The organism is Nonomuraea sp. NPDC000554 (assembly GCF_040300065.1).
GTDB lineage: Bacteria > Actinomycetota > Actinomycetes > Streptosporangiales > Streptosporangiaceae > Nonomuraea.
In genome coordinates this window covers 34,158-57,821 of record NZ_JBEPDC010000006.1, presented here as the reverse complement: position 1 = coordinate 57,821, position 23,664 = coordinate 34,158, and the positions used below count along the sequence as shown (strand labels likewise).

Annotated in this window: 18 protein-coding genes; 10 read left to right on the top strand and 8 right to left on the bottom strand. The window is 70.1% G+C overall.

Annotated features, from left to right (window positions below):
- Positions 1 to 34: 34 nt before the first annotated feature.
- From ABT294_RS13575 to ABT294_RS13560, 4 genes are read right to left on the bottom strand one after another with little or no spacing between them, the layout of a single operon-like run.
- Positions 35 to 1,048 (bottom strand): TauD/TfdA family dioxygenase, encoded by a 1,014-nt coding sequence (locus tag ABT294_RS13575; RefSeq protein WP_350805760.1) that lies wholly within the window; start codon positions 1,046 to 1,048, stop codon positions 35 to 37.
- Positions 1,045 to 2,442 carry a glycosyltransferase family protein gene (locus ABT294_RS13570; protein ID WP_350805759.1) on the bottom strand — a complete coding sequence of 466 codons (1,398 nt, stop codon included), beginning with the start codon at positions 2,440 to 2,442 and terminating at the stop codon, positions 1,045 to 1,047. Before ABT294_RS13570 ends, ABT294_RS13575 begins: the two co-directional genes overlap by 4 nt.
- Positions 2,439 to 3,932: a hypothetical protein gene (locus ABT294_RS13565; RefSeq protein ID WP_350805758.1), complete on the bottom strand. Its 1,494-nt coding sequence runs from the start codon at positions 3,930 to 3,932 to the stop codon at positions 2,439 to 2,441. The genes ABT294_RS13570 and ABT294_RS13565 overlap by 4 nt, the downstream gene beginning before the upstream one ends.
- Positions 3,929 to 5,668, bottom strand: a complete 1,740-nt coding sequence (locus tag ABT294_RS13560; protein ID WP_350805756.1) for a glycoside hydrolase family 36 protein — start codon at positions 5,666 to 5,668, stop codon at positions 3,929 to 3,931. Before ABT294_RS13560 ends, ABT294_RS13565 begins: the two co-directional genes overlap by 4 nt.
- A 428-nt stretch (positions 5,669 to 6,096) precedes the next feature.
- Here ABT294_RS13560 and ABT294_RS13555 point away from each other — a divergent pair, with 428 nt between their 5' ends.
- From ABT294_RS13555 to ABT294_RS13545, 3 genes are all read left to right on the top strand, one after another.
- A complete protein-coding gene (locus ABT294_RS13555; protein WP_350805755.1) occupies positions 6,097 to 6,612 on the top strand; it encodes an SDR family oxidoreductase in 516 nt (171 codons plus the stop codon).
- On the top strand, positions 6,539 to 6,772 hold the full coding sequence (locus ABT294_RS13550; RefSeq protein ID WP_350805754.1) for an SDR family oxidoreductase: 234 nt from the start codon (positions 6,539 to 6,541) through the stop codon (positions 6,770 to 6,772). Before ABT294_RS13555 ends, ABT294_RS13550 begins: the two co-directional genes overlap by 74 nt.
- A gap of 90 nt (positions 6,773 to 6,862) precedes the next feature.
- Complete coding sequence (locus ABT294_RS13545; protein ID WP_350805752.1) at positions 6,863 to 7,984, top strand: MBL fold metallo-hydrolase; 1,122 nt, start codon at positions 6,863 to 6,865, stop codon at positions 7,982 to 7,984.
- Positions 7,985 to 8,193: 209 nt separating this feature from the next.
- Here the strand turns inward: ABT294_RS13545 and ABT294_RS13540 are convergent, their stop codons facing one another.
- The gene (locus ABT294_RS13540; RefSeq protein ID WP_350805751.1) at positions 8,194 to 8,844 is read right to left on the bottom strand and encodes a response regulator; all 651 of its coding nucleotides are present in this window, start codon (positions 8,842 to 8,844) and stop codon (positions 8,194 to 8,196) included.
- Positions 8,834 to 10,927 carry a sensor histidine kinase gene (locus ABT294_RS13535; protein ID WP_350805749.1) on the bottom strand — a complete coding sequence of 698 codons (2,094 nt, stop codon included), beginning with the start codon at positions 10,925 to 10,927 and terminating at the stop codon, positions 8,834 to 8,836. Before ABT294_RS13535 ends, ABT294_RS13540 begins: the two co-directional genes overlap by 11 nt.
- A gap of 163 nt (positions 10,928 to 11,090) precedes the next feature.
- Here ABT294_RS13535 and ABT294_RS13530 point away from each other — a divergent pair, with 163 nt between their 5' ends.
- The 5 genes from ABT294_RS13530 (at position 11,091) to ABT294_RS13510 (ending at position 18,943) form a co-directional block, all read left to right on the top strand.
- A complete protein-coding gene (locus ABT294_RS13530) occupies positions 11,091 to 11,753 on the top strand; it encodes a hypothetical protein (protein ID WP_350805748.1) in 663 nt (220 codons plus the stop codon).
- Positions 11,754 to 11,795: 42 nt separating this feature from the next.
- The gene (locus tag ABT294_RS13525; RefSeq protein WP_350805747.1) at positions 11,796 to 14,045 is read left to right on the top strand and encodes an ATP-binding protein; all 2,250 of its coding nucleotides are present in this window, start codon (positions 11,796 to 11,798) and stop codon (positions 14,043 to 14,045) included.
- A 326-nt stretch (positions 14,046 to 14,371) separates the two neighbouring features.
- The gene (locus ABT294_RS13520; protein WP_350805745.1) at positions 14,372 to 15,910 is read left to right on the top strand and encodes a beta-N-acetylhexosaminidase; all 1,539 of its coding nucleotides are present in this window, start codon (positions 14,372 to 14,374) and stop codon (positions 15,908 to 15,910) included.
- Positions 15,907 to 18,453, top strand: a complete 2,547-nt coding sequence (locus ABT294_RS13515; protein ID WP_350805744.1) for a glycoside hydrolase family 2 protein — start codon at positions 15,907 to 15,909, stop codon at positions 18,451 to 18,453. The genes ABT294_RS13520 and ABT294_RS13515 overlap by 4 nt, the downstream gene beginning before the upstream one ends.
- A gap of 142 nt (positions 18,454 to 18,595) precedes the next feature.
- Positions 18,596 to 18,943 carry a VOC family protein gene (locus ABT294_RS13510; protein WP_350805743.1) on the top strand — a complete coding sequence of 116 codons (348 nt, stop codon included), beginning with the start codon at positions 18,596 to 18,598 and terminating at the stop codon, positions 18,941 to 18,943.
- A gap of 19 nt (positions 18,944 to 18,962) precedes the next feature.
- On the opposite strand, the gene ABT294_RS13505 is transcribed toward ABT294_RS13510, so the two are convergent.
- The gene (locus ABT294_RS13505; RefSeq protein WP_350805742.1) at positions 18,963 to 19,916 is read right to left on the bottom strand and encodes a zinc-binding dehydrogenase; all 954 of its coding nucleotides are present in this window, start codon (positions 19,914 to 19,916) and stop codon (positions 18,963 to 18,965) included.
- Between the two features lie 89 nt (positions 19,917 to 20,005).
- Between ABT294_RS13505 and ABT294_RS13500 the strand changes: the two genes are divergently transcribed.
- Positions 20,006 to 20,920, top strand: coding sequence for a pirin family protein (locus ABT294_RS13500; RefSeq protein WP_350805741.1), 915 nt, complete (start codon positions 20,006 to 20,008; stop codon positions 20,918 to 20,920).
- Between the two features lie 54 nt (positions 20,921 to 20,974).
- Here ABT294_RS13500 and ABT294_RS13495 read toward each other — a convergent pair whose 3' ends face one another.
- Positions 20,975 to 23,170, bottom strand: a complete 2,196-nt coding sequence (locus ABT294_RS13495; protein ID WP_350805740.1) for a serine/threonine protein kinase — start codon at positions 23,168 to 23,170, stop codon at positions 20,975 to 20,977.
- Positions 23,171 to 23,334: 164 nt separating this feature from the next.
- Between ABT294_RS13495 and ABT294_RS13490 the strand changes: the two genes are divergently transcribed.
- Positions 23,335 to 23,664, top strand: a 330-nt coding sequence (locus ABT294_RS13490; RefSeq protein ID WP_350805739.1) for a hypothetical protein, incomplete at its 3' end; no start/stop codon positions are given.

The following is a 23,664-nucleotide window of genomic DNA, read 5'->3' as shown; positions in this document are numbered from 1 at the left end:
CTGGCAGCGATCACCCGGACCATCGCAGGGGCGGTCACGAGAACGGGGAGATCGCGCGAACGTCGGCCCCGGCTCGCCGGCCGCGAGAACGACGAAGATCGCGGACCGTCGTCATCTTGCGCAACCAGCGGTCGGTTCCGTCGTAGCGAGCCTGGAAGCGGCGCCGTCCATGCACGGCACGGTGATTGTCGATCAGTAGCAGATCGCCTCTCTCCAGCACGACATCCACCAGGTTGCGGTTGAGCTGGGCGCAGAGTTCCGTGAAGGCTTGCCGTGCTCTCAGGTCGCCGGGCAGCGTCTCGGTGAACGTCGGGTCGACCCGCAGGTAGGGGCTTTCCCTGTGGCCGTAGAGCACGGGCCTGATCCGATCGGCTTCGTCCGCTGAGGGGACGTGATCCCGCACATGTTCCGGGTCCGGATGGATCCGGAACCTCGCCTCGAACAGCACATCGAGGTCAAGAGTGCTCAGGTCCAGCGAGGCGGCCGTCGACACCGTGGTCGGAATCGCGTCGTCGTTGCGCAGGGCCAGCAACGCAAGGGTGTCGCAGCGATCGTCATGGAAGGCGTCCTCGACATGGAACTCCAGCTCGGCTTCGCTTCCGTGCCCCGTCTGCTGGTCCTCCTCACCCTTGATCGGAAGAACGTCAGTGAGCAGCCGGCCATCCTGGAGGCTGGACCAGCAGACCGCATCCCCCAACTGCGCGGAGACCAGCGCCAGCCAGAAATCCTCGATCACAGAGCCGTACGGCGGGCGCTCGCTCCAATGGGCGGGGGTGGCCTGCGGGGCTCCGCTGAGCGGGCCGCCTCTGACGACCAGCACGGAGGCCGATTCGAGGTAGCGCATGTCCCGCACCTGGTCGCATACCTCCGTAGGAAGGAGGTGACCGAGCCCCGCTGCTCGCCTGACGAAATCAGGATTGTCCGCCGAGCCGTACTCGGCTGCCAACCGGCCGAGAACTGCCTCAATCCCGCTCCGTGCGCTGCCGGAAACGATCACCTCGGCGATCTCGTCACGTGTTGATCGCAGGGCTGGCTGGGCGCGCGTCATCGTGTCTCCTGTGTCATCAGTCGGAGCAACTCTCGCCAGGGAGCGGGGGAAAACCGGTGCAGCACTCGCCGGTGGTTGGCCGCCAGCAGGTCCAGGAGCATGGGGTCGCGCCGTCCGAGGGCAGCGAGTTGCCCGGCGAACTCCTGTGCGGCCCCGTTCAGGTCGTCGACAGTCACCTGGACCTGGCCGAAGTCGTCGCCGTACACCTCGTCGAACACCCGATAGGCAGTGGTGGCGCACGGCACTCCGGCCACGGCGGCGAGCGCGGGACCGAGACCGACCGTCTCCACGTCGGGGCGGTTCGGGGTGAAGAAGACGCCACCACCACTCGCCGCGCAGACACGTAGCAAATCGATCTCGTCGAGGTGCCATTGTCCCGATGAGTCCGGGTAGCTGCTCAGCGGCACTCCGTCGAGGAACCTGACAGCGTTGGAGACACCTTCACGTGCCGCGGTGCCGAGCACGTCGCCGGTGTACTCCGGGTCCTCACCGAGGCTGCCGAACACCAACAGATAGGGCGCCGGTTCCCCGCGTTGTTCGGTCACCCTGCTGAGCTCGGCCAGCAGTGACACCGCGATCTCGACGCCCTTCACGCGGAACACCCGAACCGGGCACAGCACGATCGGCCTGCCGGGCTCGAGTCCTTGCTGGGCGAGGAACTCGTGATGCCGCTCTGCCAAGCCGGCCGGAACCTCGGGCAGGATGTTCGGCACCAGATCAGGAACGAGGGTGGTGGGGTACGTGGCCGCGTCCTTGGCCAAGCCCTCGGCCACGACCGCCCAGCGTTGTCCGGCATAGGCGCCAGGGACAGGAGTGAACTCATTGGGTGCCAAGGGATATACGCGCAAGTCGCCCTCGTAGACGGAGGAGCTGGCGAACAGGTCGTGATCCCAGAACAGCAGACCACCTGGGCGCTCACCCGACCAGCGGCGGGCGGCGGCCCGGTGCAGTGCGAGGGTCACGGGCACCGCGTCCGACAGGGTCATGTTGACCGCGCACACCCAATCGACATCATGCTCGTCGAACCATCGGGAGAAGTGATCCTCGTAGGGGCCGCTGACGGCCTCGATCCGGTCACGAAGGGCGGCCCGTTCCTCATCCGAGAGCTTCTCGGCCGTGGCCACCAGGTTCCTGATCTCGGTGATCTCTGCGGCGAACCACTCCGGATCTCCGGCAGGGACGGCGTCCACAACGGAAAGCCATTCCGGGTAGATCTGGCCTTCTCCTCCCGAGGGATAGAACGCCGGTTTGTCGGGGCGCCAGGAGTAGCCCAGATCCGCCGGCACGGGCAGCTCGATCAGCCCCTCTCTGCGCCCGAGATCCACCACGTTGCGGAAAATCGTCAGCAGACCGCTCACGGGCAGGCCGTCGCCCGAGACCAGCGCCATCTTCATGAGCCGTGCTCCTTAACTGCCGTTGTTCTCCTTGCCAGGTGCGCGGCCAACCGCCGAGCCAGCGCGAAGCTCGTCAAGGAGGGATTGGCCGCGCCAGGGCGCGGGAAGGTTGCGGGGCCTGCCGCATAGAGGTTCGAGACGCCGATGAGCTCGTGCTCGGCGGTGAGTCTGGTGCCGAGGGGAAGGGTGGACGCCTCGTGGTATTCCGTCCCGAGCGGGCGGGTCCAGCTCACCGGACGTCCATCCGGTGCCGCGTCAGCCAAGCTGGGCAGGACTTCCTCCAAGATCCGCTCGCAGCTCTCGAAGTGCGGGAACTCGATCACAGATGTGGTGATGCCGACCTCGCCGCAGAACGCGTCCCACAGGCTCTGGAGTTCGGCGCGTTGCGCTGCGACGACCTCGAGATCGGCTTCGGACAGGCCGGCCCGGATGGACACCGACCACCGACTGCTCTCACGAGGGCGGCACATGACCGCGTTGTCCGAGCCAGGCAGCTGCTCCCCCATCGTCCACACGTCCAGGACCACCGAGTCTTTGAGATTGCGGTAGAGCCGCAGGAACAGGTTGGTCCGGGTTGTGGAGTCTCCGACAGAGTGGAAGAAGGAGTCCCGATCCGCCAACTCAATCAGTCGCGCGGGAAGCACGGCAGGATCGAACGGGACGAAGAAGCCTTGGGCGAGATGATCGACGAGCCCGTCGAGCTCCTTGTGAGCGGTGACACCCGCGGCGTGCATGGCTTGGGTGGCCAGCCGTGCGTTCTCGACGGCGCCTGCGGCGAGCACGACGGTCACGCACTCGATCTCGCGCGTCTCCCCCGAGGGGTCACAGACGAGCACACCCGTGACCCGGCCGTCCGTCACGACCACGCTCAGCACGTCGACCCCCATCCGGATCACCGTGGAGCGTGCGTCCAGACCTTCGGCCCAGTGACTGAGCGGGCTGTAGGCTTCCCAGTTCTCTGCTGACCCCCGTGTGGCCTGCGGCGTTTCCTCGAGCTCGTAACGGCCGATCCGCAGCGGCCGAAGCGGGTCTGAGGTCGCTCCCTCTGCCCGCCACACCGCCAAGTCAGCCTGAACCCGGTCGTACAAGGACGCTCCTCCTTGCCAGGATCGGGTGAGATCATGCACGATCTGCTCCGGCCACCAGGGGGCCCGCAGCGCCCACGGCTCCAGCGGTAAGGTCACTCCCTGCCAGTACAGGGATCTGCCGCCCAGCCTCTTCCGCAGTCCTGCCACACCCTCGTAGTGCGGTGCGGACAGCGACGTCCACGGTCGCCAGAAGTACCGATCTCGCTCCGGCTCGAGCCACAGCCGCATGGCTTCGTCCGCGCTGTTCGCCGCATTGACGTGGCGCAAGTCGTCACCAGGGCCGGCTTCCAGGACGAGAACGTCCCGAACGTCGCGCAGGTCGAGCTCCTTGGCCAGCTCCAAGCCCACCAGACCCCCGCCGACAACGACGACGTCAGCCCGCGCGGGCAGCAGGTCACTCATGCGCACTCCTGAAGGACGGCCAGTCCGGAGGGTGGGACGGGCAGGCTGAACAGTCCCGGCCTGAGGGTGAGGAGTCGCTGTTCGACGACCTCGCCGGTCGCGCAGTGAACAGTCAGCTCGGTCGTCCGTTCCGCTCCCGTGACGTCGAGCACCACCCTGCCCACGGCACTCGCGTTGACCACGAAGATCCTGCGATGGGAGGCGACCCGTGCGACCCGCTCGCCGTACATGGAGATCACCGCATCCTCATCCAGCGTGGCGCTGACGGTCGCGTAGAGCTCATCGGGTCGACCCGGTTCGAGTTCACCGTCACGCAGGATCGGGTAGAGCCGCCGATGCTGGTCCAGCCAGAATCGCAGCATGCGCAGATGGCTCTCGGGCAGCATCGTCAGCCGGGTGGAGAGCTGCGGCACCGTGTGGAGCACAGCGAGCAACTGCCGTGCCGCCGTGGCCGGTGTCGCCGCCAGATCCCACATCAGCATGTCGGAGTGAACGGCTCCGCCCGTCGCCATCAGGGAGACGTCAATCGTTCGCACCCTGTTGTCGGTCGCGTCGGCAGGACAGTCGTCGGCCCTGAGCATGTTTCCGAAGCTCGCCATGCCGGGCCCGGTGTAGGGCTGGCGTAGTTCGATGAGAACGTCGGGATGGATCCGTTCCAAGGCGGCGCGCAGTTCTGCCATGAGCAACCGCATGGCCTCACCGACGTCCAAGACATCGACCCGCTCGTCGGATACGTCCCCCGCGTACACCATGGCCTCGTTGAGGAAATCGAACTTCAGTCCGTCCAGCCCGTAGTGCGCTACCAACCGGGCGCAGGTCCGCACGATGTGGGCGCGCACTTCAGGCAGCCGGGGATCCAGCGCGAACGCGCCGGGAGCTCCGGCAGCCTTGCGGGCGTAGGGCGCGAGTTCGGCGAAGCACTCGGCATCCGGCCCTAGGAGCAGCGGCGCGACCCACGCCACGTACTTCAAGCCCAGCGATCTGACCCGTGCCACGTGCGCCGCGAAGTCGGGGAACTTTCGCAGGTCCGGCCGCCAGTCACCGATTCCGGCGTAGCCTCGGCCTGAACCCAGTTCTTGCCACCCGTCGTCCAGCAGCAGGACACCGCAGCCGATTTCGGCTGCCAGCGCCGCCTCGGCCTCGACCGGTCCCGCCTCGACGTCCTGGTTGAAGGCGTACCAGGTGGAATAGACGACCCGGTGCGCCGCTTCGGGAGTCGGCGCGGGCGGTACTTCCACAGCCAGCCGCGCCCGCAGCCGCCGCATCGCCACGGCCACGCTCGGCGCCGACTCGGCGAAGAGCAAACGGTACGGCTCCTGGCCTGCCACGACGTGCAGGTGCACCACATAGTCCTTGTTCTCCTCCGACACCCCGAAGACCGCATGGGTCTCGGCCGCCTGGTTGACGGAGGCGAAGGCCAACATCGTGCGCCCCACGCTGTCGAAGAGACACCCCGCGACAGCGCCGCCAACCAGGGAGGACGTGAACCGCCCAGCCCAGTCGGCGACGATGGTGCGTTCCCAGTGGCCTTCCGGGTGCCAGAAGCCCACCGCGTCCCCGAGGGGAACCGCCAGCCGGATTTCCAGTGCGCCTCCAGGTGGCAGTGAGAGCACCCTGAGCCCGTCTCGTTCAGGAGAAAGGTCCCAGGGCGTTTCGGCACCATTGCGCAGTACGGCAAGCCGAATGCCGTCGAAGAGAGGTTGCATTGACGTGGGGGCCAACCCTGCGGTCACCACAGACACTGTTCACCCTATTTCAATAAAATGTGAAATAGCAGTTACGATTGTGGATCTTGGCGCTCGAGAGTCCATCGTGATATGAACGTTCATATCTGTCAAGATCTTCTGTAGGCAGCAGGATGGCCGAAACGCGCGTACTGCTTTCGCAGCATCACGTAGGACCTGACCTGGCGGCGGCGGGGCGCCTGCGCAAGGGCGCTTGCTGAAGCCGGTCCAGCGGAAGCACGACTACCCGCTCGCCACGGAGACCCGTGATGGACGATCATGGTCGTCGCCCAACACAGGGCGCTCACCGTGGACGTACCCGCCTCGAGCCGAGCGAGCCTTGCCGGCTGGGCTCCCGCATGGTGCTACTCAGCCAGCAGGAAGAGATCGGGAGGCGACCATGCACGCGCGCAGGGAAGCATCGCCGTCGGCCCTCAGCCTTGCGCCTGAGGGCCGGAGCCGCCCTGATCACGGTACCGACGGGCGGATTCCTGCAACCAGCGCTGACCACCGTGCGGCCGCCGCTGCGCCGCATCGCGGACGTGCTCATCCAGCGCCTGCAACGGACCGTCGAGAACGATGCCGTCCCGTCCGCAGGCGTGCCGCTGCCCGGCGAGAGTGTCGTACGCAGCAGATCCGGCGGGCGACCGCGCTGCCCCTTGCTTGCATATGAACGTTCATATATTGCCCCTCCATACCTGACGCTCAGCGCCGTCCGCGCCACCAGGGCCGCCCTGCCCAGCCTGGTCGGGCAGCGCGGGGTCGTCATCTCCCCCCAGAGCGCGCGCATGCCGCACAGCGGGCCGGTCACGTACACCACGGCCAAGTCGGCGCTGACCGTGTTCGGCAAGGCGCTGTCCGAGGAGTTCGAGCCGCAGGGGGGTGCGGGGCAACACGGTCTCGGTGTGCACGTCCCTATGGGAGGGCCCGGACAGTTACGGCCCCGCAGGGGCTGATCTGTTGGCGGGGGTGCCGTCGAGCACCGGGATGACGACGGGTAAGTTCGTCGCACCGGAGGAGGTCGCCCCGTTGGTGACGTATCTGGCCTCGCCGCACGCCGCGAGCGTGACCGGCGCCGACAACGTCATCGACGGCGGGTCGATCAAGACCGTCTGAGTCTATCGCGATATATCGTAGACAAACGAGAGCAACGGGGACATTGCGCTCGTTGAGCTGGATGCTCGGATTTCCAGGGGAGTGTGAGTGATGGCAGCAATGCGGACGGCACGACGGATCCTCGTCGGCGGGGCGGCCCTGGCAGCGGCCGGCTGGGCCCTGCGGAACGTCCCGGCCGAACTGGGCGTACGGCCCTTGACCTCGGGCCCGGCCCGGGCCGACAGGATTCGGCAGTCACCGCAGTTCAGGGACGGCACCTTCGTCAACCCGATGCCGGAACCCACCACCCTGATGAGCGCGCCGCCACCTAAACTGCTGCGCGAGCTGGCCAAAGACAAGGAGCAACGCCGCCCGGCCGGCCCGGTGCCGCTGCGCGTCCCGCCGTCCGACGCCCCCTCACCCGACGGACTGCGCGCCGTCTGGTACGGGCACGCGTCCACGCTGGTCGAGATCGAGGGCAAGCGGGTGCTGTTCGACCCGGTGTGGAGCATGCGGCCCTCGCCGTCCCAGCTCGTCGGGCCGAAGCGGCACCACCCGCTGCCGGTGCAACTGAACCGGCTGCCGCAGGTCGACGCCATCGCGATCTCGCACGACCACTACGACCACCTCGACATGGCGACCGTCCGGTCGCTGACCGCCACGCAGAAGGCACCGTTCCTGGTGCCGCTGGGCATCGGCGCGCACCTGGAACGGTGGGGCGTCCCCACCTACCGGATCATCGAACTCGACTGGAACGAGGAGGTCATGGTCGCCGGGCTGCGGTTCGTCGCGACCGCGGCCCGCCACTTCTCCGGACGCGCGTTCACCCGCAACGACACGCTGTGGGGCTCCTGGGTGGTGGCGGGCAGCACCAAGCGGGTGTTCTACGCGGGCGACTCCGGCTACTTCGAGGGCTACCGGGGCATCGGCTCGGCGCACGGCCCGTTCGACCTGACGCTGATGCCGATCGGCGCCTACAGCCCGGCCTGGCCGGACATCCACATGGACCCGGAGCAGGCCGTCAACGCCCACCTCGACCTGGGCGGCGAGCTCCTGCTGCCGGTGCACTGGGCGACGTTCACGCTGGCGCTGCATCCGTGGGCGGAGCCGGTGGAGCGGCTGTGGCGGGAGGCGAAGGCGCGCGACGTGAAGATCGTGGTGCCGCGTCCCGGCGAGGGGGTCGACACGGCGGCCGCCCCGGCGGTCGACGGCTGGTGGGAGACGCTCGGCTAGGTGTTCCGTCGTGTGAGGTCGGGCACGCGGCTGGCGGGTGGTGCGGTGTGCGCGGCGCAGCGGCCGGCCCTCCTCGACGACGCAGCGGGCCAGGCGCAGACGTCCGAGCTCGGTCAGCGGCGCGCTGCGGTGGGCATGAGGGCCTTTCTGGTTCGGTGCAGATGGCGCAATCCACACCAACCGAAGGCCCTCACCGTCGGCGCCGGGCGTCAGCGGCTGAGGCCGGCGTCGCGGGCGCGCATCATGGCCTCCGTGCGGTCGGCGACGTGCAGCTTGGCGAAGATGTTGGAGACGTTGTTGCGCACCGTCTTCGGCGACAGGAAGAGCTCTGCGGCGATCTGCGGATTCGACCGCCCGGCCGCGATCAACGTGAGGATCTCCCGCTCCCGCAGCGTGAGCTGTGGAAACGCCGTGTGGTCGGAGGGCGGCGGCGCGGTGAAGAACTCGGTCACGCGCCGCGCGATCGACGGCCCGAAGATGGCCTCCCCGTGGGCGACCGCCTGGATGGCGCGGACGATCTCGCCCTGGTTGGCGCCCTTGAGCAGGTAGCCGCGTGCCCCGGCCCGCATCGCCGCGAACAGGGTGGCGTCCTCCTCCGACATGGTCAGCATGACCACCCCGATGTGCGGGCTGTCGGCCACGACCCGGCGAGTGGCCTCGATGCCGTCCATCTCCGGCATGGAGACGTCCATGACGACGATGTCCGGCTGCAGGTCGGCGGCCAGCTCGACGGCCTGCAGCCCGTCCGCGGCGGTGCCCACGACCTCGATGCCGGCGAGGGAGGAGAGGAGCGCCGCCAGCCCGTCCCGGTAGACCGGATGGTCGTCGGCGAGCAGCACGCGGATGGACTCATCGGACACCTGCGACCTCCGTGGCCTGTTCGAGGGGGGTCTGTTCGAGGGGGGTCTGTTCGAGGGGCAGTCTGGCGCGCACGAGCGTCCCGCCGTCGGGCGGGCAGGTGACCTGGCAGTCGCCGCCGAGCTCGGCCGCCCGCTCGCGCAGGGACAACATGCCGACCCCGGCCTCGACGTCCTGGCCGATGCCGCGGCCGTCGTCGCGTACGGTGATCTCGAGCGCCCGCCCGCGCACGCCGAGCGCGATGGTGCAGCGCCCTGCCTGGGCGTGCCGCACCACGTTGGCCAGCGCCTCCGACACGATCCGGTACGCGGCCACCTCCACCGCGGCCGGCAGCGAGCCGAGCGCCTCGTCTCCGGATACGACGACCTCCAAGTCGCCGGAGCGGACGCGGTCGGCCTGCTGCTCCACGGCGCGGAGCACGCCGAGCTCGTCGAGGGCAGGCGGCCGCAGGTCGTGCACCAGGCGGCGGACGTCGGCCAGCACGGCGGCGACCTCCGCCGCGGTCTGCTCCAGGATCCGGTCCGACTCGGCGGGCGCGGTGGCGGCCAGGTTGCGGGCGGTTTCGATGCGTAACGCGACCGCGCCGAGGCTGGGCCCCAGCCCGTCGTGCAGGTCCCGCCGGAGCCTGCGGCGCTCCTCCTCGCGCGCGGTCACCAGCTGGGCGCGGATGCGCTGCAGGTCGGCGCTGAGCTCACTGGCGCGCGCCGCCTGGGCGGCCTGGCGGACGAGGTCGCCGAGCAGGTGCTGGTCGCGCTCGCTCAGGTCGGCCCGGCACAGGACCAGGCGGCCCACGGGCTCGTCGCGGTAGGCGACCGGCAGCGACACATGCGGCCCACGCGGGGTCCCGTGCTCGACCACGGTACGCACCCCGACCGGCCGTTCGATCTCCACCCGCACGTACGGCAGCCGGAACGCCTCGGCCACGGTGTGCGCCAGCGCGGCGAGCTGCTCGCCGGGCTCGGTGGCGAGCTCCAGCCGTTCGGCGAGCGTCGAGACCATCGCGTACGGGTCGTCGCGCGCCCCGCGCACCAGCCGCCGCGCCGCCCGCCACAACCAGGTCCGCAGCGGCGCGTAGGCCACCGCGACGATCGCGATCGCGGCCAGCGCCGACTCGCGCTCGCCGAGCACGCTGCCCGCGACGGTGAACACGGCGACGTCGATCGCAACCACCAGGGCCGCGAACATGCCGTACAGGACGGTCGCCGGCAGGAGCCGGTCGATGTCGTACAGGCGGTATCCGGTCACCGCGATCAGCACCGCGGCGGAGGTGAGCGCGATCCCGATGCACAGGAGCAGCGACGACACCTGCGCCGGCACGATCAGCGGCGGCACCAGGAGCACGAACATGTCGGCCAGCGCGGCCCAGGTCAGCCAGCGGATCTGGGCCCGCCGCCCCGCGTCGGCCCGCCGGTAGCGATGTACCGTGACCGCGAACGGCACCACCAGGCTCACTGCCGCGCCCACGCCCGCGAAGCGGAGCAGCGCCGCCCACACCTCGTAGGGCAGAGCGACGCTGAACGCGTCGATGCCGAGCCGGAGGACCTCGGGCGGGAGCGGGCTGCCCTCGAACCGTGTCAGCGCGGACACCGGCACGAAGACCCACACCAGTGGCAGCAGCCCGGTCAGCGCGAGGCCGGCGACCGACAGCCGCCGCCAGCCCTTGGCGGCAGGGAGCCGCCCGTCGGGGAACAGCAAGATCAACAGCGGCAGTCCGACCAGCAGCGCCGCGCCGAACCGGGCGTAGAACCAGTAGGCGGGCGCCGCTCCGACGGCACCAGGCGAGACGTAGAGCGCGTACACCGACCAGGCGCCGGCGAAGCCGTTCATCGCCCAGTGCACCCCGGACAGGGTCAGCACCCAGGCGACGGGATGGCGGGGCAGCCGCCACAGCAGCAGCGCGCCGGGCACCGCCTGGGCCAGGCCGGACAGCGCGGCCGGCCAACTGGTGGCGTCGATGCCCGCGTTGGGCGGCATGGGAGCCCCGGCGTTGCGGACGTCCAGCAGCACCGTGCCGACCGTGAACACGACCGTGAGCACGACCGCGAGCGCCGCCGGGACCACGGACAGTCGGCTGGCTTTGGTCACCAGAGCATTGTCGCCAGATTTGTGTCCCGTTGTCCCGGGACAGGCTGTCCCGGGACAACGGGACGGCGGTTCGGGACCGGATCAGGGACCGGCGACTCTGCCGGCCCGGGACGCCCGGCCGGGATCGTCGGGGCAGCGCAAGAAGCGAACCGGAAGGCACCCCATGGACGCGCACATCACCAACGAACCGGCTCGGGCCCGCACGGACACCGCCCAGATGCTCGGCTCCTCCCCCACCGGCCCCGCGCCAGTGAACGAGAGCGCGATCCGCCGCGCCGGCACCGGGCTGACAGTCGGCGCCCTGACCTGGGCGACGGCCATCTTCTTCCTCGGCACGCAGGGGGTCGGCACCGGCGAGCGGATCGTCGACCTGACCGGGCTGGTGTTCCAGCTCGGCATCGTCTGCCTGCTCTGGGTGCAGATGAAGACGCAGGCGATCGGCACGTCGCGGGCCGCCACCGTGGCGCTCAGGATCGAGGCGGTGGTCCTCGGCATCGCCGGCGTCTGGTCGCTGCTGCACGGGGTCCTGCCGGACGGCGTCAAAGACGCGACCTGGCTGGCCTTCCTCGACATCTGCTGGCCGCTGTCGATGCTGGGCATGGCCGCGATCAGCGTCAAGCTCGCCTTCACCGCGAGGTGGCGCGGAGCGCTGCGCTGGTGGCCTCTGATCGCGGAGAGCTGGGCGGTCGTGACCGTCCCCTGCTACATCCTGGTCGGCGAGCAGCTGGCGCGGTGGGTCGGCGGCACTCACCTGGTCGTCGGATACGCCGTGCTCGGGCTGCTGCTGGCCCTGCGACCTGCGGATTCGGTCGTCAAGTCGGCTTGAGCAAGCTCGGACGCGTTTACCGCGGGAAGGGTAGGGCTGGCAGTGCAATTTCGAGTTCTCGGGCCCCTGGAGGCCCGCGCCGGCGGCGGGGAGCCCGTCGTCCTGGGCGGAGCGCGCCCGCGCGCGGTGCTGGCGCGGCTCCTCGTCGCACGGGGAGCCGTGGTCTCCACCGACGCCCTGATCCACGACCTGTACGGGGACAGCCCGCCGCCCAGCGCGCTGTCGTCGCTGCACTCCTACGTGTCCAACCTGCGCCGCGCGATCGAGCCGGAGCGCGGCCCGCGAGCCAAGGCCGGCGTGCTGATCACCCGGCCGCCGGGCTACCTGGTCTCCGCCGAGAACGTGGACGCGTTGCGGTTCGAGGAGCTGGTGAGCGGTTCGGAGTTCCGGGCGCCGGAAGAAACCTTGGCCCGCCTGGATGAGGCTCTGACGCTGTGGCGCGGAGCGCCGTACGAGGAGTTCGGCGCGGAGCACTGGGTCGTCACCGAGGCCGGCCGACTGTGCGAGCTGCGGCTGGTCGCCGTCGAGCGGCGCGCCCGCGCGCTGCTCGACCTGGGCCGCCCGCACGTCGTGATCGCGGACCTGGATGCCGAGACGGTCGCCCACCCGCTGCGCGAGCGGCTGTGGTGGCTGCTCGCGCTGTCCCTCTACCGGACGGGCCGGCAGGCGGAGGCGCTGGCGGTGCTCCGCCGCGCGGCCCAGCTGCTGGCCGAACAGCTCGGCCTCGATCTCAGTCCCGAGCTGCGCTCTCTGGAACGTGACATCCTCCACCAATCCGACTCCCTCGAAGCGCCCGCCTCCCCGGCCTCCCTCGTCGTATCGCCTTCGCCCGAGCCTGAGCGCGAGCCTGCGCCCGAGCCTGCGCGGCACGGCCGGGAGGCCGAGCTCGCCGAGCTCATGGCGCTGCCCGCCAGGGCCACGCGGGCCGGGCTGGCGCTGGCCGCGGTGAGCGGCGAGCCGGGGATCGGCAAGACGTTCCTGCTGGAGGCGTTCGGCGAGTGCTGCTCGGCCCGGCTCGGCCAGCTCGTGCTCTGGGGCCGCTGCCCCGACGCCGAGGCGACGCCGCCGCTGTGGCCGTGGGCCCAGGTGCTGCGGGCGCTCGAACACCACTGCCCGCCTCCTGACCGCCAGGCGCTGTCCGGGCTGCTCGACGCGGACCGCCCGGCCGACGCGCGTGCCGTGGCCCGATGGCTGACCGCGGCGGCGCGCACCCAGCCGCTGGTGATCGTCCTGGACGACCTACAGTGGGCCGACCCCGCCTCGCTCATCCTGCTCAGGGAGCTGCTCGTGCTGGTGCGGGAGGCGGCCCTGACGCTGGTGACAGCGTTCCGCACCGGCTTCGACGGCCCGCCGGCCCGCTACGACCTGACGCACCTGCGCATCTCCGGCCTGGAGCCGGAGGCGGTGCAGGCCATGGCGGCCGGCCTGGGGGTGGAGCTGGACGCGGAGGCCGCGCGACGCCTCACCGGCCGGACGGGCGGCAACCCGTTCTTCGTGCGGGAGTGCGTGCGGCAGCATGGGCGCCCCGCGGGCACTGTTCCGTCGGCGGTCGCCGAGTTGGTGCGGTCGCGGCTCGACGCCGAGCTCGCGGAGGCGCTGGCTGTCGCGGCGCTGATCGGGGAGGAGTTCGACCCTGAGGTCGTCGCCCAGGTCGCGGGGCGCGAGGCGTACGACTTGCTGGACCGGGCGGCCCGGGCGGGGCTGCTCGTGTCCCGAGACGGACGGCCGGCGTTCGCCTGCGAGCTGGTCCGCGAGGCGCTGATCGGTGACCTCCCGCCGCTGCGCAGGGCCGCGCTGCACGGCGGCCTGGCCGCCGCACTGGCCGCCCGCCCGTCCACCGACGTGGCCGTCATCGCCCACCACGCCGTGCAGGCCGGTCCACACGGCGAGGCCGTACAGGCGGGTCCACAGGGCGAGGCCGTACAGGCGGGTCCGCGCGGCGAGGCAGTGCGCTGGGCCACCGCAGCGGCCGAGCAGGCCGGCCGGCGCCTGGCATACCGGGAGGCGGCCACCTGGTGGGGCCACGCGGTGGCCGCGCACGACGCCTCCGGCGGCGACCCGGCCGAGCACGTCGAGCTGCTACTGCGCCACACCCGCGCGCTGCTGGCCGCCGGCGACCACCACGCCGCCAGCCAGGCCAGGGCCGCCGCCCTGCGCACCGCCTACCGCGCCGACGCGGACGCCGGTCTGGTGGCAGGTGCCATGACCGCCCTCCACACCCCGGCCGACGCGGTGACGCGCGACCGCGCCGCCGCCACCCGCAGGCCCCTCCGGCTCGTCGCCGAAGCCTGAGCGAGAAGGCGGGCCTCCAGCGCGGCGACGCTCGTCGCGGGGCGCAGGCCCGCTCGCGTCCGGGTCAGGGGCCGGCCGAGCAGGCGGCGGCCCTCGTCCCGGACTCCACGTTTGCCGTGGAAGCCGAAGAGATGGCTCACATCCTGGCCGTCGGGGGCGAGGGCCGGCCGAGCAGGCGGCGGCCCTCGTCGCGGACTCCACGTTTGCCGTGGAAGCCAAGGAGATGGCTCACGTGCTGGCCGTTGGGGGCTCCGATTTGTTAGGAAGGTTATTTACTACTATCTGCCGCGTTCGTATGGTGAAATCAGCTGATCTCGGAGGCCGCCATGCGCATTCGGTTCGCGATCGTGTCCCTCGCCCTGGTCACCTGCGGGATATCCGCTCCCGCCCAAGCCGCTCCCGCCCAAGCCGCTTCCTCCTTCGCCTCGGTGGTGCCCGTCCCGGTGAGCGCGGCGCCCACGTCCGGGGTCACCTACCAGATCACCGCCTCGACCAGCGTCTACTCCGACGTTCCCACGACCGGAAACCTCCTGGCGCAGCAGCTGCGCCGCGCCACCGGCTACCCGGTGCCGATCGCCTCAACCCCGCCCGCCGACGGGATCTCGCTCCGCCTGACCGGCGCGCCCGGCGGTGAGGAGGCCTACCAGCTGGACGTGACCGCCTCGGCGATCACCGTCAGCGCCAACCAGCCCGCCGGGCTCTTCTACGGCGTGCAGACGCTGCGCCAGTTGCTGCCCCCGGCGGCCGACAGCCCGACCGTCCAGCCCGGTCCCTGGCCCGTTCCCGGCGGGCGCATCGTGGACCAGCCCCGCTACGCCTACCGGGGCGCGATGCTGGACGTGGCCCGGCACTTCTTCCCGGTGGCCGCCGTTGAGCGCTACCTCGACCAGATCTCCCTCTACAAGATCAACGTCCTGCATCTGCACCTGTCGGACGACCAGGGCTGGCGCATCGTGATCGACAGCTGGCCGCGCCTTGCCACCTACGGCGGGAGCACCGCGGTCGGCGGCGATCCCGGCGGGTCCTACACCAAGGCCCAGTACCAGGAGATCGTGGCCTACGCCGCGGCCAGGAACGTGACGATCATCCCGGAGATCGACATGCCCGGCCACACCAACGCGGCGCTGGCCTCCTACGCCGACCTCAACTGCGACGGCGTCGCCCCGCCCCTGTACACCGGCACCGACGTGGGCTTCAGCTCGCTGTGCGTGTCCAAGGAGCTCACCTACACCTTCGTGGACCAAGTGCTGGGCGAGCTGGCCGCGATGACGCCCGGGCCGTACCTGCACCTGGGCGGCGACGAGGCGAGCTCCACCTCGGCCACCGACTACAGGACGTTCATGAACAGGGCGCAGGACCTGGCGCACGGCAAGACCGTGATCGGCTGGCACGACATCGTCAACGCCACCCCGCTGCCCGCCACGATCGCCCAGTACTGGGGGACGTCGACCCGCAATACCGCCGTGGCCAACGCCGGGCGAAAAGTCATCATGTCCCCGGCAAGCCGGACGTATCTCGACATGAAATACAACCGGAAGACGCCGCTCGGGCAGACCTGGGCGGGCATCATCGAGGTCCGCGACGCCTACAACTGGAACCCGGCGACGTTCCTGAGCGGGCTGCCCGCCTCGCAGGTGATGGGGGTCGAGGCGCCGCTGTGGACCGAGACGATCCGCACCAGCGCCGACATCGAGTACATGGCCTTCCCCCGGCTGCCGGCGATCGCCGAGCTGGGATGGTCACCGCAGAGCACACACGACTGGACCGCGTTCACGTCACGACTGGCCGCGCAGGGGCCGCGCTGGCACGTCATGGGGGTCAACTACTACCACTCCACCCAGATCTCCTGGCCGGCAGGTTCATGATGAAGAGGCTGATCACCGCGTTACTCCTGCTGATCGCCGTCACGGCCGTCCCTGCCCACACGGCCGCCGCGGCCACGGGTTGGGCGCTCAGGTCCGCGACGGGGCTGTCCGACACCGGCGCCGCCATCTCCCAGGTGGGGTACGCCACGTCCGGGTGGCACCCCGTGGAACTGCCCTCGACGGTGCTCGCCGGGCTCGTCAGGAACAACGTCTACCAGGACATCTACTTCGGGCGGAACCTGCAGAACGTCCCCGACCTGACGGGGCAGGACTGGTGGTACCGGGGCGAGTTCACCGCGGGAAGCGGCCCGGCGTTCTGGCTGCGCTTCAAGGGCATCAGCTACCGGGCCCAGGTCTGGGTCAACGGCGCCCAGGTCGACGCGAACGCGGTCGGCACGCTGGTCCGCCACGAGTACAACGTCACCCCGCTGATCAAGCCCGGCCAGGTCAACGCGATCGCCGTCAAGGTGACGCCGCCCGCGCACGACTGCAAGGACCTGTCGATCTGCACGGTCGACTGGAACCCCGAGGCGCCCGACATGAACGCGGGCATCTGGAACACCATGTCGGTCGACCCCACCGGCACGGTGGCGCTGCGCGACCCCTACGTCAGGACGACGCTCTCGGGCACGACCGCCGACCTCAACGTCTACGTCGACGCGATCAACGCCACGAACGCCCCGGTCACCACAACGATCACCGGGACGATCGCCAAGGCGGGGCAGGCAACCCTCAGCCTCAGCCAGGGTGTCACCCTCGCGGCAGGTGAGCGGCGTGAGGTGGCCTTCGCCCCGATCCACGTGACCGACCCGGTGCTGTGGTGGCCCTACCAGTTCGGCAGTCCCGAGCTCTACAAGCTCACCCTGAACGCGGGCGCCTCGGACACCACGTCGATCGACTTCGGGATCCGGCAGGTCACCGACTACCGCACCACGGTCAAGGGCACGTCATTCGTCGGCTACAAGATCAACGGCAGGCCGATCCTGCTGCGCGGCGGCGGCTACGTCTGGGACCTGCTCCAGCGCTGGGACACCAAGACCAACGCCGCCCACATCGCCTACGTCAAGGGCATGGGCCTGAACACCATCCGCCTGGAGGGCACGCTCGGCAACGAGGAGCTCTACGACATGGCCGACAGAGCCGGGATCCTCATCATGCCCGGCTTCGTTTGCTGTAGCGCCTGGGAGAACGACAGCTCCTGGAACACCGAGCAGACGCAGGTCGCCCAGCAGTCGCTCGACAGCCAGCTGCGCAGCCTGCGCCACCACGCCTCGGTCTTCGTCTGGACCTACGGCAGCGACCAGCCGCCCACGTCCGCCCACCTGACCGCCTACAAGAACATCGCGACCGCCCTGCACTGGCAGAACCCCACCCTCGACAACGTCGCCACCTGGTCCAGCCCCGACGCCGGCGTCAAGATGGACGGGCCGTACGTCTGGGAGCCCCCGGTGCTGTGGTGGGACCAGTCACGCGCGGGCAGCGCCTTCGGCACGACCGCCGAGGAGGGCACCGAGTCGCCTCCGCCGCTGGAGTCGCTCCAGCGCTTCCTCGCCCCCGGCGACATCTGGCCGATCGGCACCACGTTCAACTACCACGGCGGCAAGCCGCGCAGCGTCTTCGACAACATCAACCCCTTCACCGAAGGCATCACCAAGCGGTACGGCACGGCCTCCTCGGCGGACGACTACTCCCGCAAGGCGGAGCTGCAGAGCTACGAGAACGCCCGCGCCTTCTTCGAGGCGTGGAGCGCCAGGCAGCACACCCAGACGTTCGGCACCATCTTCTGGATGCTGAACAACGCCTGGCCCTCGGTCCACTGGAACCTCTACGACTACTACTTCAAGCCCGGCGGCGGCTACTTCGGCACCCGCAAGGCCACCGAGCCGGTGCACATCAGCTACGACTACGCCACCCGCAACGCGTACGTGGTCAACTCCACTCTCACCGACCGCCCCGGCCTGACGGCCACTGCGACGGTCTACAACGTGCCGGACTTATCCGTGAAATACACGACATCGGCCCCCGTTTCAGCGACCGCCAACACGAGCGTCCAGCCCCTGACGCTTCCCGCTGTTTCCGGACTCTCCACGACCTACCTCATCCGCCTGCAGCTGAAGGACTCGGCGGGCGCCCAGGTGAGCAACAACGTGTACTGGTACTCCACCGCTCCCGACACCCTCAGCAACAAGTCGAACTGGTACAGCACGACCCCGAAGGCCTACGCCAACCTGACGGGCCTCAACGGCCTCCAGGCCGACAACGCGGTCACGGCCTCCGCGACCCGCACCACCACGGGCGCCACGATCACCCTCACCAACACCAGCCCGTCGGCGCTGGCCTTCTTCGCCCGCCCGGAGATCACGGCCGGGAACGGCGGACGGGAGGTCGTCCCCATCACCTACTCCGACAACTACGTCACCCTCTGGCCCGGAGAGTCCACCACGATCACCGCCGCCTACGACACGGCCGACCTCGGCGGCCAGCCGCCCTACCTCCGCTTGCGCGGCTACAACCTCCCCACCACCTCCACCCCGGTCTCATGACGGCGTGCGGCTCAGCAGGTCCGGCACCTGCTGAGCCGCTCCTGTCCCCACGCTCAGTCGTCTCCCCCAAAGGGGCGGGGCCGCCGCTCGCCTGTCTGGGAGAATCGGGACACGTGCTCGCAGCTGTGCAGAGGAGTCATCGATGGCCGTTCGCCGTGTCGTCCCCAACATCCCGTCAACGGCCATGCAGGAGAACCGGGAGTTCTACGGTCTGCTGGGCTTCGAAGAGGTGATGAACCACGGCTGGATCATGACCCTCGCCTCACCGTCGAACCCGGCGGCCCAGGCCAGCTTCATGAGCAGCGACAAGACCGCGCCGGTGATGCCCGACATGAGCGTTGAGGTCGATGACGTCGACGCGGCCTACGCGGCGGTGCGTGCCGGCGGCGCGGAGATCGTCCACCCCTTGCAGGACGAGGAGTGGGGGGTGCGCCGGTTCTTCGTCCGCGACCCCAACGGCCGGGTGATCAACGTCCTCGGCCACCGGTGACCGCCGTGTCGTCGGGAGGCTACAGGCGGACCACGACCTTGCCGGTCGCCTGGTTCGCCTCCATGTAGCGGTGCGCGTCGGCGATCTCGTCCAGGGTGAACACGCGGTCGAGGTTGGCGTCGTAGCGGCCTTCCGCGACGCCGTCCACGATCTGCTGGAGAGCCTTGGCTCCAGCCGGTCCGTTGAGGTCGTCGCTGTGGAAGGCGGTCAGCTTCGTCCCCGACGGGATCATGGCGACCGGCTCGAAGTCGGGAATGGTCCACGCGCCGCCGAGCGTGCCGGTGACGCAGACGGTGCCGCCGGGCGCGACCAGCCGCAGCGACTCGGCGACCGTGGACGCGCCGACCAGGTCCAGGATGTAGTCGGGCCTGACAGGCAGCCGGTCCTGGCCGACGACGACGTGGCCGGCGCCCCTTTCGAGCAGCAGCTCCGCCTTGGCCGGGTTTCGGGTGGTGGCGATGGTCCGCAGCCCGTGGTCCCGGGCCAGCGACAGCGCCGCCAGCCCGACCGACGAGCTGCCGCCGCGCACCAGCAGCACGCCACCGTCGGCCGGGGCGAGCGCGGCCAGTGAGCCGAGCGCTGTCAGGTACGCCTGGGGGATCGCGCCGAGCGTGGCCCAGTCGAGGGTGGTGGTCAGCGGGGTCAGCAGCGAGTCGGGCAGCAGTGCGTACTCCGCGTAGCCGCCGTCGAACGCCCGCCCCATCTCCCCCATGACCGCCGCCACCGTGGTTCCCGGACGCAGCGCCACGCTCTCCGCCACGATCCCGACGCACTCGACGCCGAGAATCCTCGGGAAGCGCACACCGGGCGAGTGGCCCTGCCGGGTCATCAGCTCCGAACGGTTCAAGCCGAACGACCTGACCTGCACCAACGTCCACCCCGGGCGCAACCGCGGGAGCGGGACGTCCATGACCCGCAACACCTCGGGCGGCCCGGGACGTTCGGCGACGGCCGCCCTCATCGTGGTGTCCATGAGGGCATTGTTCACCGGCGGTCCCGGCCGTCGCCAGGCTCGCCCTCGCCGGGCCCCGGCCGATGGGCAAGAAGACATACAGTCAGGGGGTGAGCAACCTGGAGCAGGACCCCCGCGAGATTCACTGCCGCTCCGACGCCGGCGCCGACGGCGAACTGCTGACCGGGCGCGAGGTGCCGCTCGGCGGGCCCCGCGCGATGAAGGTCACCCGCACCCTGCCCAACGTACGCCGCCGCATGATCGGCGCGTGGTGCTTCGTCGACGCCTACGGCCCCGAGACCGCGACGATGCGGGTGCCGCCGCATCCGCACACCGGGCTGCAGACCGTGAGCTGGCTGGTGTCGGGCGAGGTGCTGCACCGCGACAGCCTGGGCAGCCTCCAGGCGGTACGGCCCGGCCAGCTCAACCTGATGACGGCGGGGCGCGGCATCTCCCACTCGGAGGAGTCGCGGGAGGGCGTGCTGCACGGCGTGCAGCTCTGGGTGGCGCTGCCCGGCGAGCACCGGCAGACCGGGCCCGGCTTCGAACACCACGCGTCGCTGCCGGTGCTGTCGGGGCCCGGCTTCCACGCCACGGTGATCATGGGCGCGCTTGGCGGGGTGGCGTCGTCCGCGACGGCGTACACCCCGCTGGTGGGGGCGGAGGTGACCGTCGACGGGGACGCCGAACTGCCGCTGGACGAGCGCTTCGAGCACGGCGTGCTGCTGCTCGACGGGACGATCGAGCCGTTGCCACCGGGGCCGCTGCGCTACCTTCCGCCGGGGCGTGCCGGGCTGCGGGTGTCGGGGCGCGGCCGGCTGCTGCTGATCGGCGGCGAGCCGTTCGGCGAGGAGATCGTCATGTGGTGGAACTTCGTCGGACGCAGCCACGACGACATCGTCGCGTACCGCAAGGAGTGGATGGAGGGTGAGGGCTTCGGCACCGTCCAGGGCTTCGACGGCGACCCGCTCCCGGCCCCGATCCTCCCCACCACCCGCCTGCGCCCCCGCGGCCGAACCCGCTGACCCACCCACCACCCACCCACCACCCGCCCGCGCCCCGACGCTCGGGCGGGGGCGCTAGTCGGAGTGCGTGTACGTGTAGAGCAGGTCGATGTTCGCCCCGTTGGACGGCACCTCGGCCAGCAACCGCACCATCGCCCCCGTGAAGTCGAGCACCTGGATCTGCTGCCGCTCCTCGCCGTCGTCCGGTCTGACCCAGCAGACGACGTGGCTGTCGTCGTACCAGGTGGCCAGCCCGGTGCACGGCGACTCGAAGCGGTTGAGCTCGGCGCCCGACTCCGAGTCGTACACGCAGTTGTTGCCGCTCTCCAGCCCGGGACAGTTGGTGAGGAACTTCCCGCCCGACGGCGAGAACAACGACTCCGCGATGCCCGCGCCCACGTTCGGGACGCGGCGGACCCGCTGGCCGGTGTCGGTGAAGAAGCGCAGCGCCTGCTGCTTGGTGTCGTTGGCCAGGGCCACCACGCCCGTGCCCGTGCGGTCGAAGCCGTAGCGGACGCCGCGCAGCGCCCCCTCCCGTAGCGAGGAGACCGTGGCCTGCCGGGTGGCCACGGTCACGACGGCGAACCCGGTCGACTGCCAGACGCCCTTGACCGGGTTGCCGACGTTGAGCAGGATGCGGCTGCTGTCGCGTGACCAGCCCTGGATGTAGGAGCTGAGCGGCTGCTGGGACGTCCGCACCGCGAAGCTCTCACCGGTCACCTTGTCGGTGATCCTGACTTCGTCGTACCCGTTGACGAACTTCTTGCCGCGCCCGGCCAGGTACCTGCCGTCGGGCGACAGCATGCTCTCCCACAGGTCCGGATATTTCCGAAACGGTCCGGACAGTGAGTCGCGAGCGTAGTAGACCCACTCCTGCGTCTTGGGGTCGCGCACCATGTACGTGGTGAGCCTGACCGGGTCGGCCGGGTTCTCATAGAGGGTGGCACCGGCCCCCGGCAGCGTGGACGTAGACAGGTTGCTCGTGGGCACCACCTGGGACGACGACGTCCGCGCGGAGACGTCCACCGAAGGCGAGGCGACGGCGAGCTGCCTGCCGGGCAGGTCCGCGACCGCGACCACGACCACGGTCACCGTCGCGACGATCGCCACCCCCACGGCGATCGCGGCGATCACGTACCCCTTCTTGCCGCGCCGGGGAGGCTGCTGGGAGTACGGCCCGGCCTGCGCGTACGGCCCGCCACCCTGATACCCCACCGGATACCCCGGCCCCACCTGAGCCCCGACCTGCCCGTACGAAGACCCGGCCCGCTCAAACGGACCGGCCTGCCCCACCGGAAACCCTGCCTGCCCGTACGAAGACCCAGCCCGCTCAAACAGACCGGCCTGCCCGGACGGAATCCCGGGCTGCCCGGCCCGAGGCGCAGACTGAGGCTCCGGCGGGAGATCCGCCTGGAGGCCGCTCACCACTGCCGCGGCCTGCTGGAGCTCGGGCGGATTGGAGGTCGGATGCTCCAGCAGGCGGAGGATCACCTGCTCGGCGGTCGGCCGCCTGGCCGGGTCCTTCGACAGGCAGGCCGCCACCAGGTCGCGCAACGTCCCGGTCAGCCGGGTCAGGTCAGGTTCGGCGTAGAGCACCCGCTGGGTGATCTCGGGCACCGATTCGGCCTCGAACGGGCTCGCGCCGCTGGCGGCGAAGATGATGGTGCTCGCCCAGGCGAACAGGTCGGCGGGCGGCCCGGCCGGATGGGCGAGGATCTGCTCGGGAGCCATGAAGGCGGGCGTGCCGATCGGCGTCGAAGTGATCGTCGAGGTGGCGTCGAGCGCCCTGGCGATGCCGAAGTCGATCACCCGAGGGCCCTCGGCGGCGAGCAGCACGTTGTTGGGGCTGAAGTCGCGGTGCACGATCCCCGCCTGGTGGATGGCGGCCAGCGCGGTCACCGTGCCGATGGCCAGCCGGTGCAGCGCCGACTCCGCGCGCGCACCCTCCTCGGCCACCACCTGCTGCAGCGACGGGCCCTCGACGTACTCGCTGACGATGAACGGACGCTCCTCGTGCACGCCGGTGGCCAGCACCTTCGCCGTGCAGAACGGCGCCACCCGCTGGGCTGCCGCCGCCTCCCTGGCGAACCGCTCGGCCGCCACCACGTCACCGGCGAGGTGCGGCCGCAGCCACTTCACCGCGGCGAGAGTCCCGTGCTCGTCGGCGCCCAGATAGACGACGCCCTGCCCGCCCTCTCCCAGCCGTCCCCGGATCTCGTGACCCCCGATGCTCGCGGGATCTCCTGCTCTCAGCTCAGTAATCGGCGGCATAACCGATTATGCTCACCACTTCCTTGCAGGCCGCTTACAGTTGGCGAGGTTCTTTCCACGCGTGGACGCGGCCGATCCGTGGCGTCTCTTCTACGGAGAAGACAGGTCCCCACGTCCCCTGCCAACACGCCGCGTAACCGCGCGTGTACGGTTAGACTCCTCGCATGCCACGAACCGGTAGCGACCTGGAACTCCGCGTCGCGCGCCTCGAGTTCCGCATGGACAACCAGCGCGAAGACATCAAGGCGATCAGCTCAGACGTATGCAAGGTCCTGGAAGTCCAGGAACGCCACTCTGAATTGTTCAGCAGGGTGCTCGACACACAAGAGCAGCACTCAAAGGCCATCGACGCCCTCGTCACCACACAACAGCAGCACTCAAAGGCCATCGACGTCCTCCTCACCACACAACAGCAGCACTCAAAGGCCATCGACGTCCTCCTCACCACACAACAGCAGCACTCAAAGGCCATCGACGTCCTCCTCACCACACAA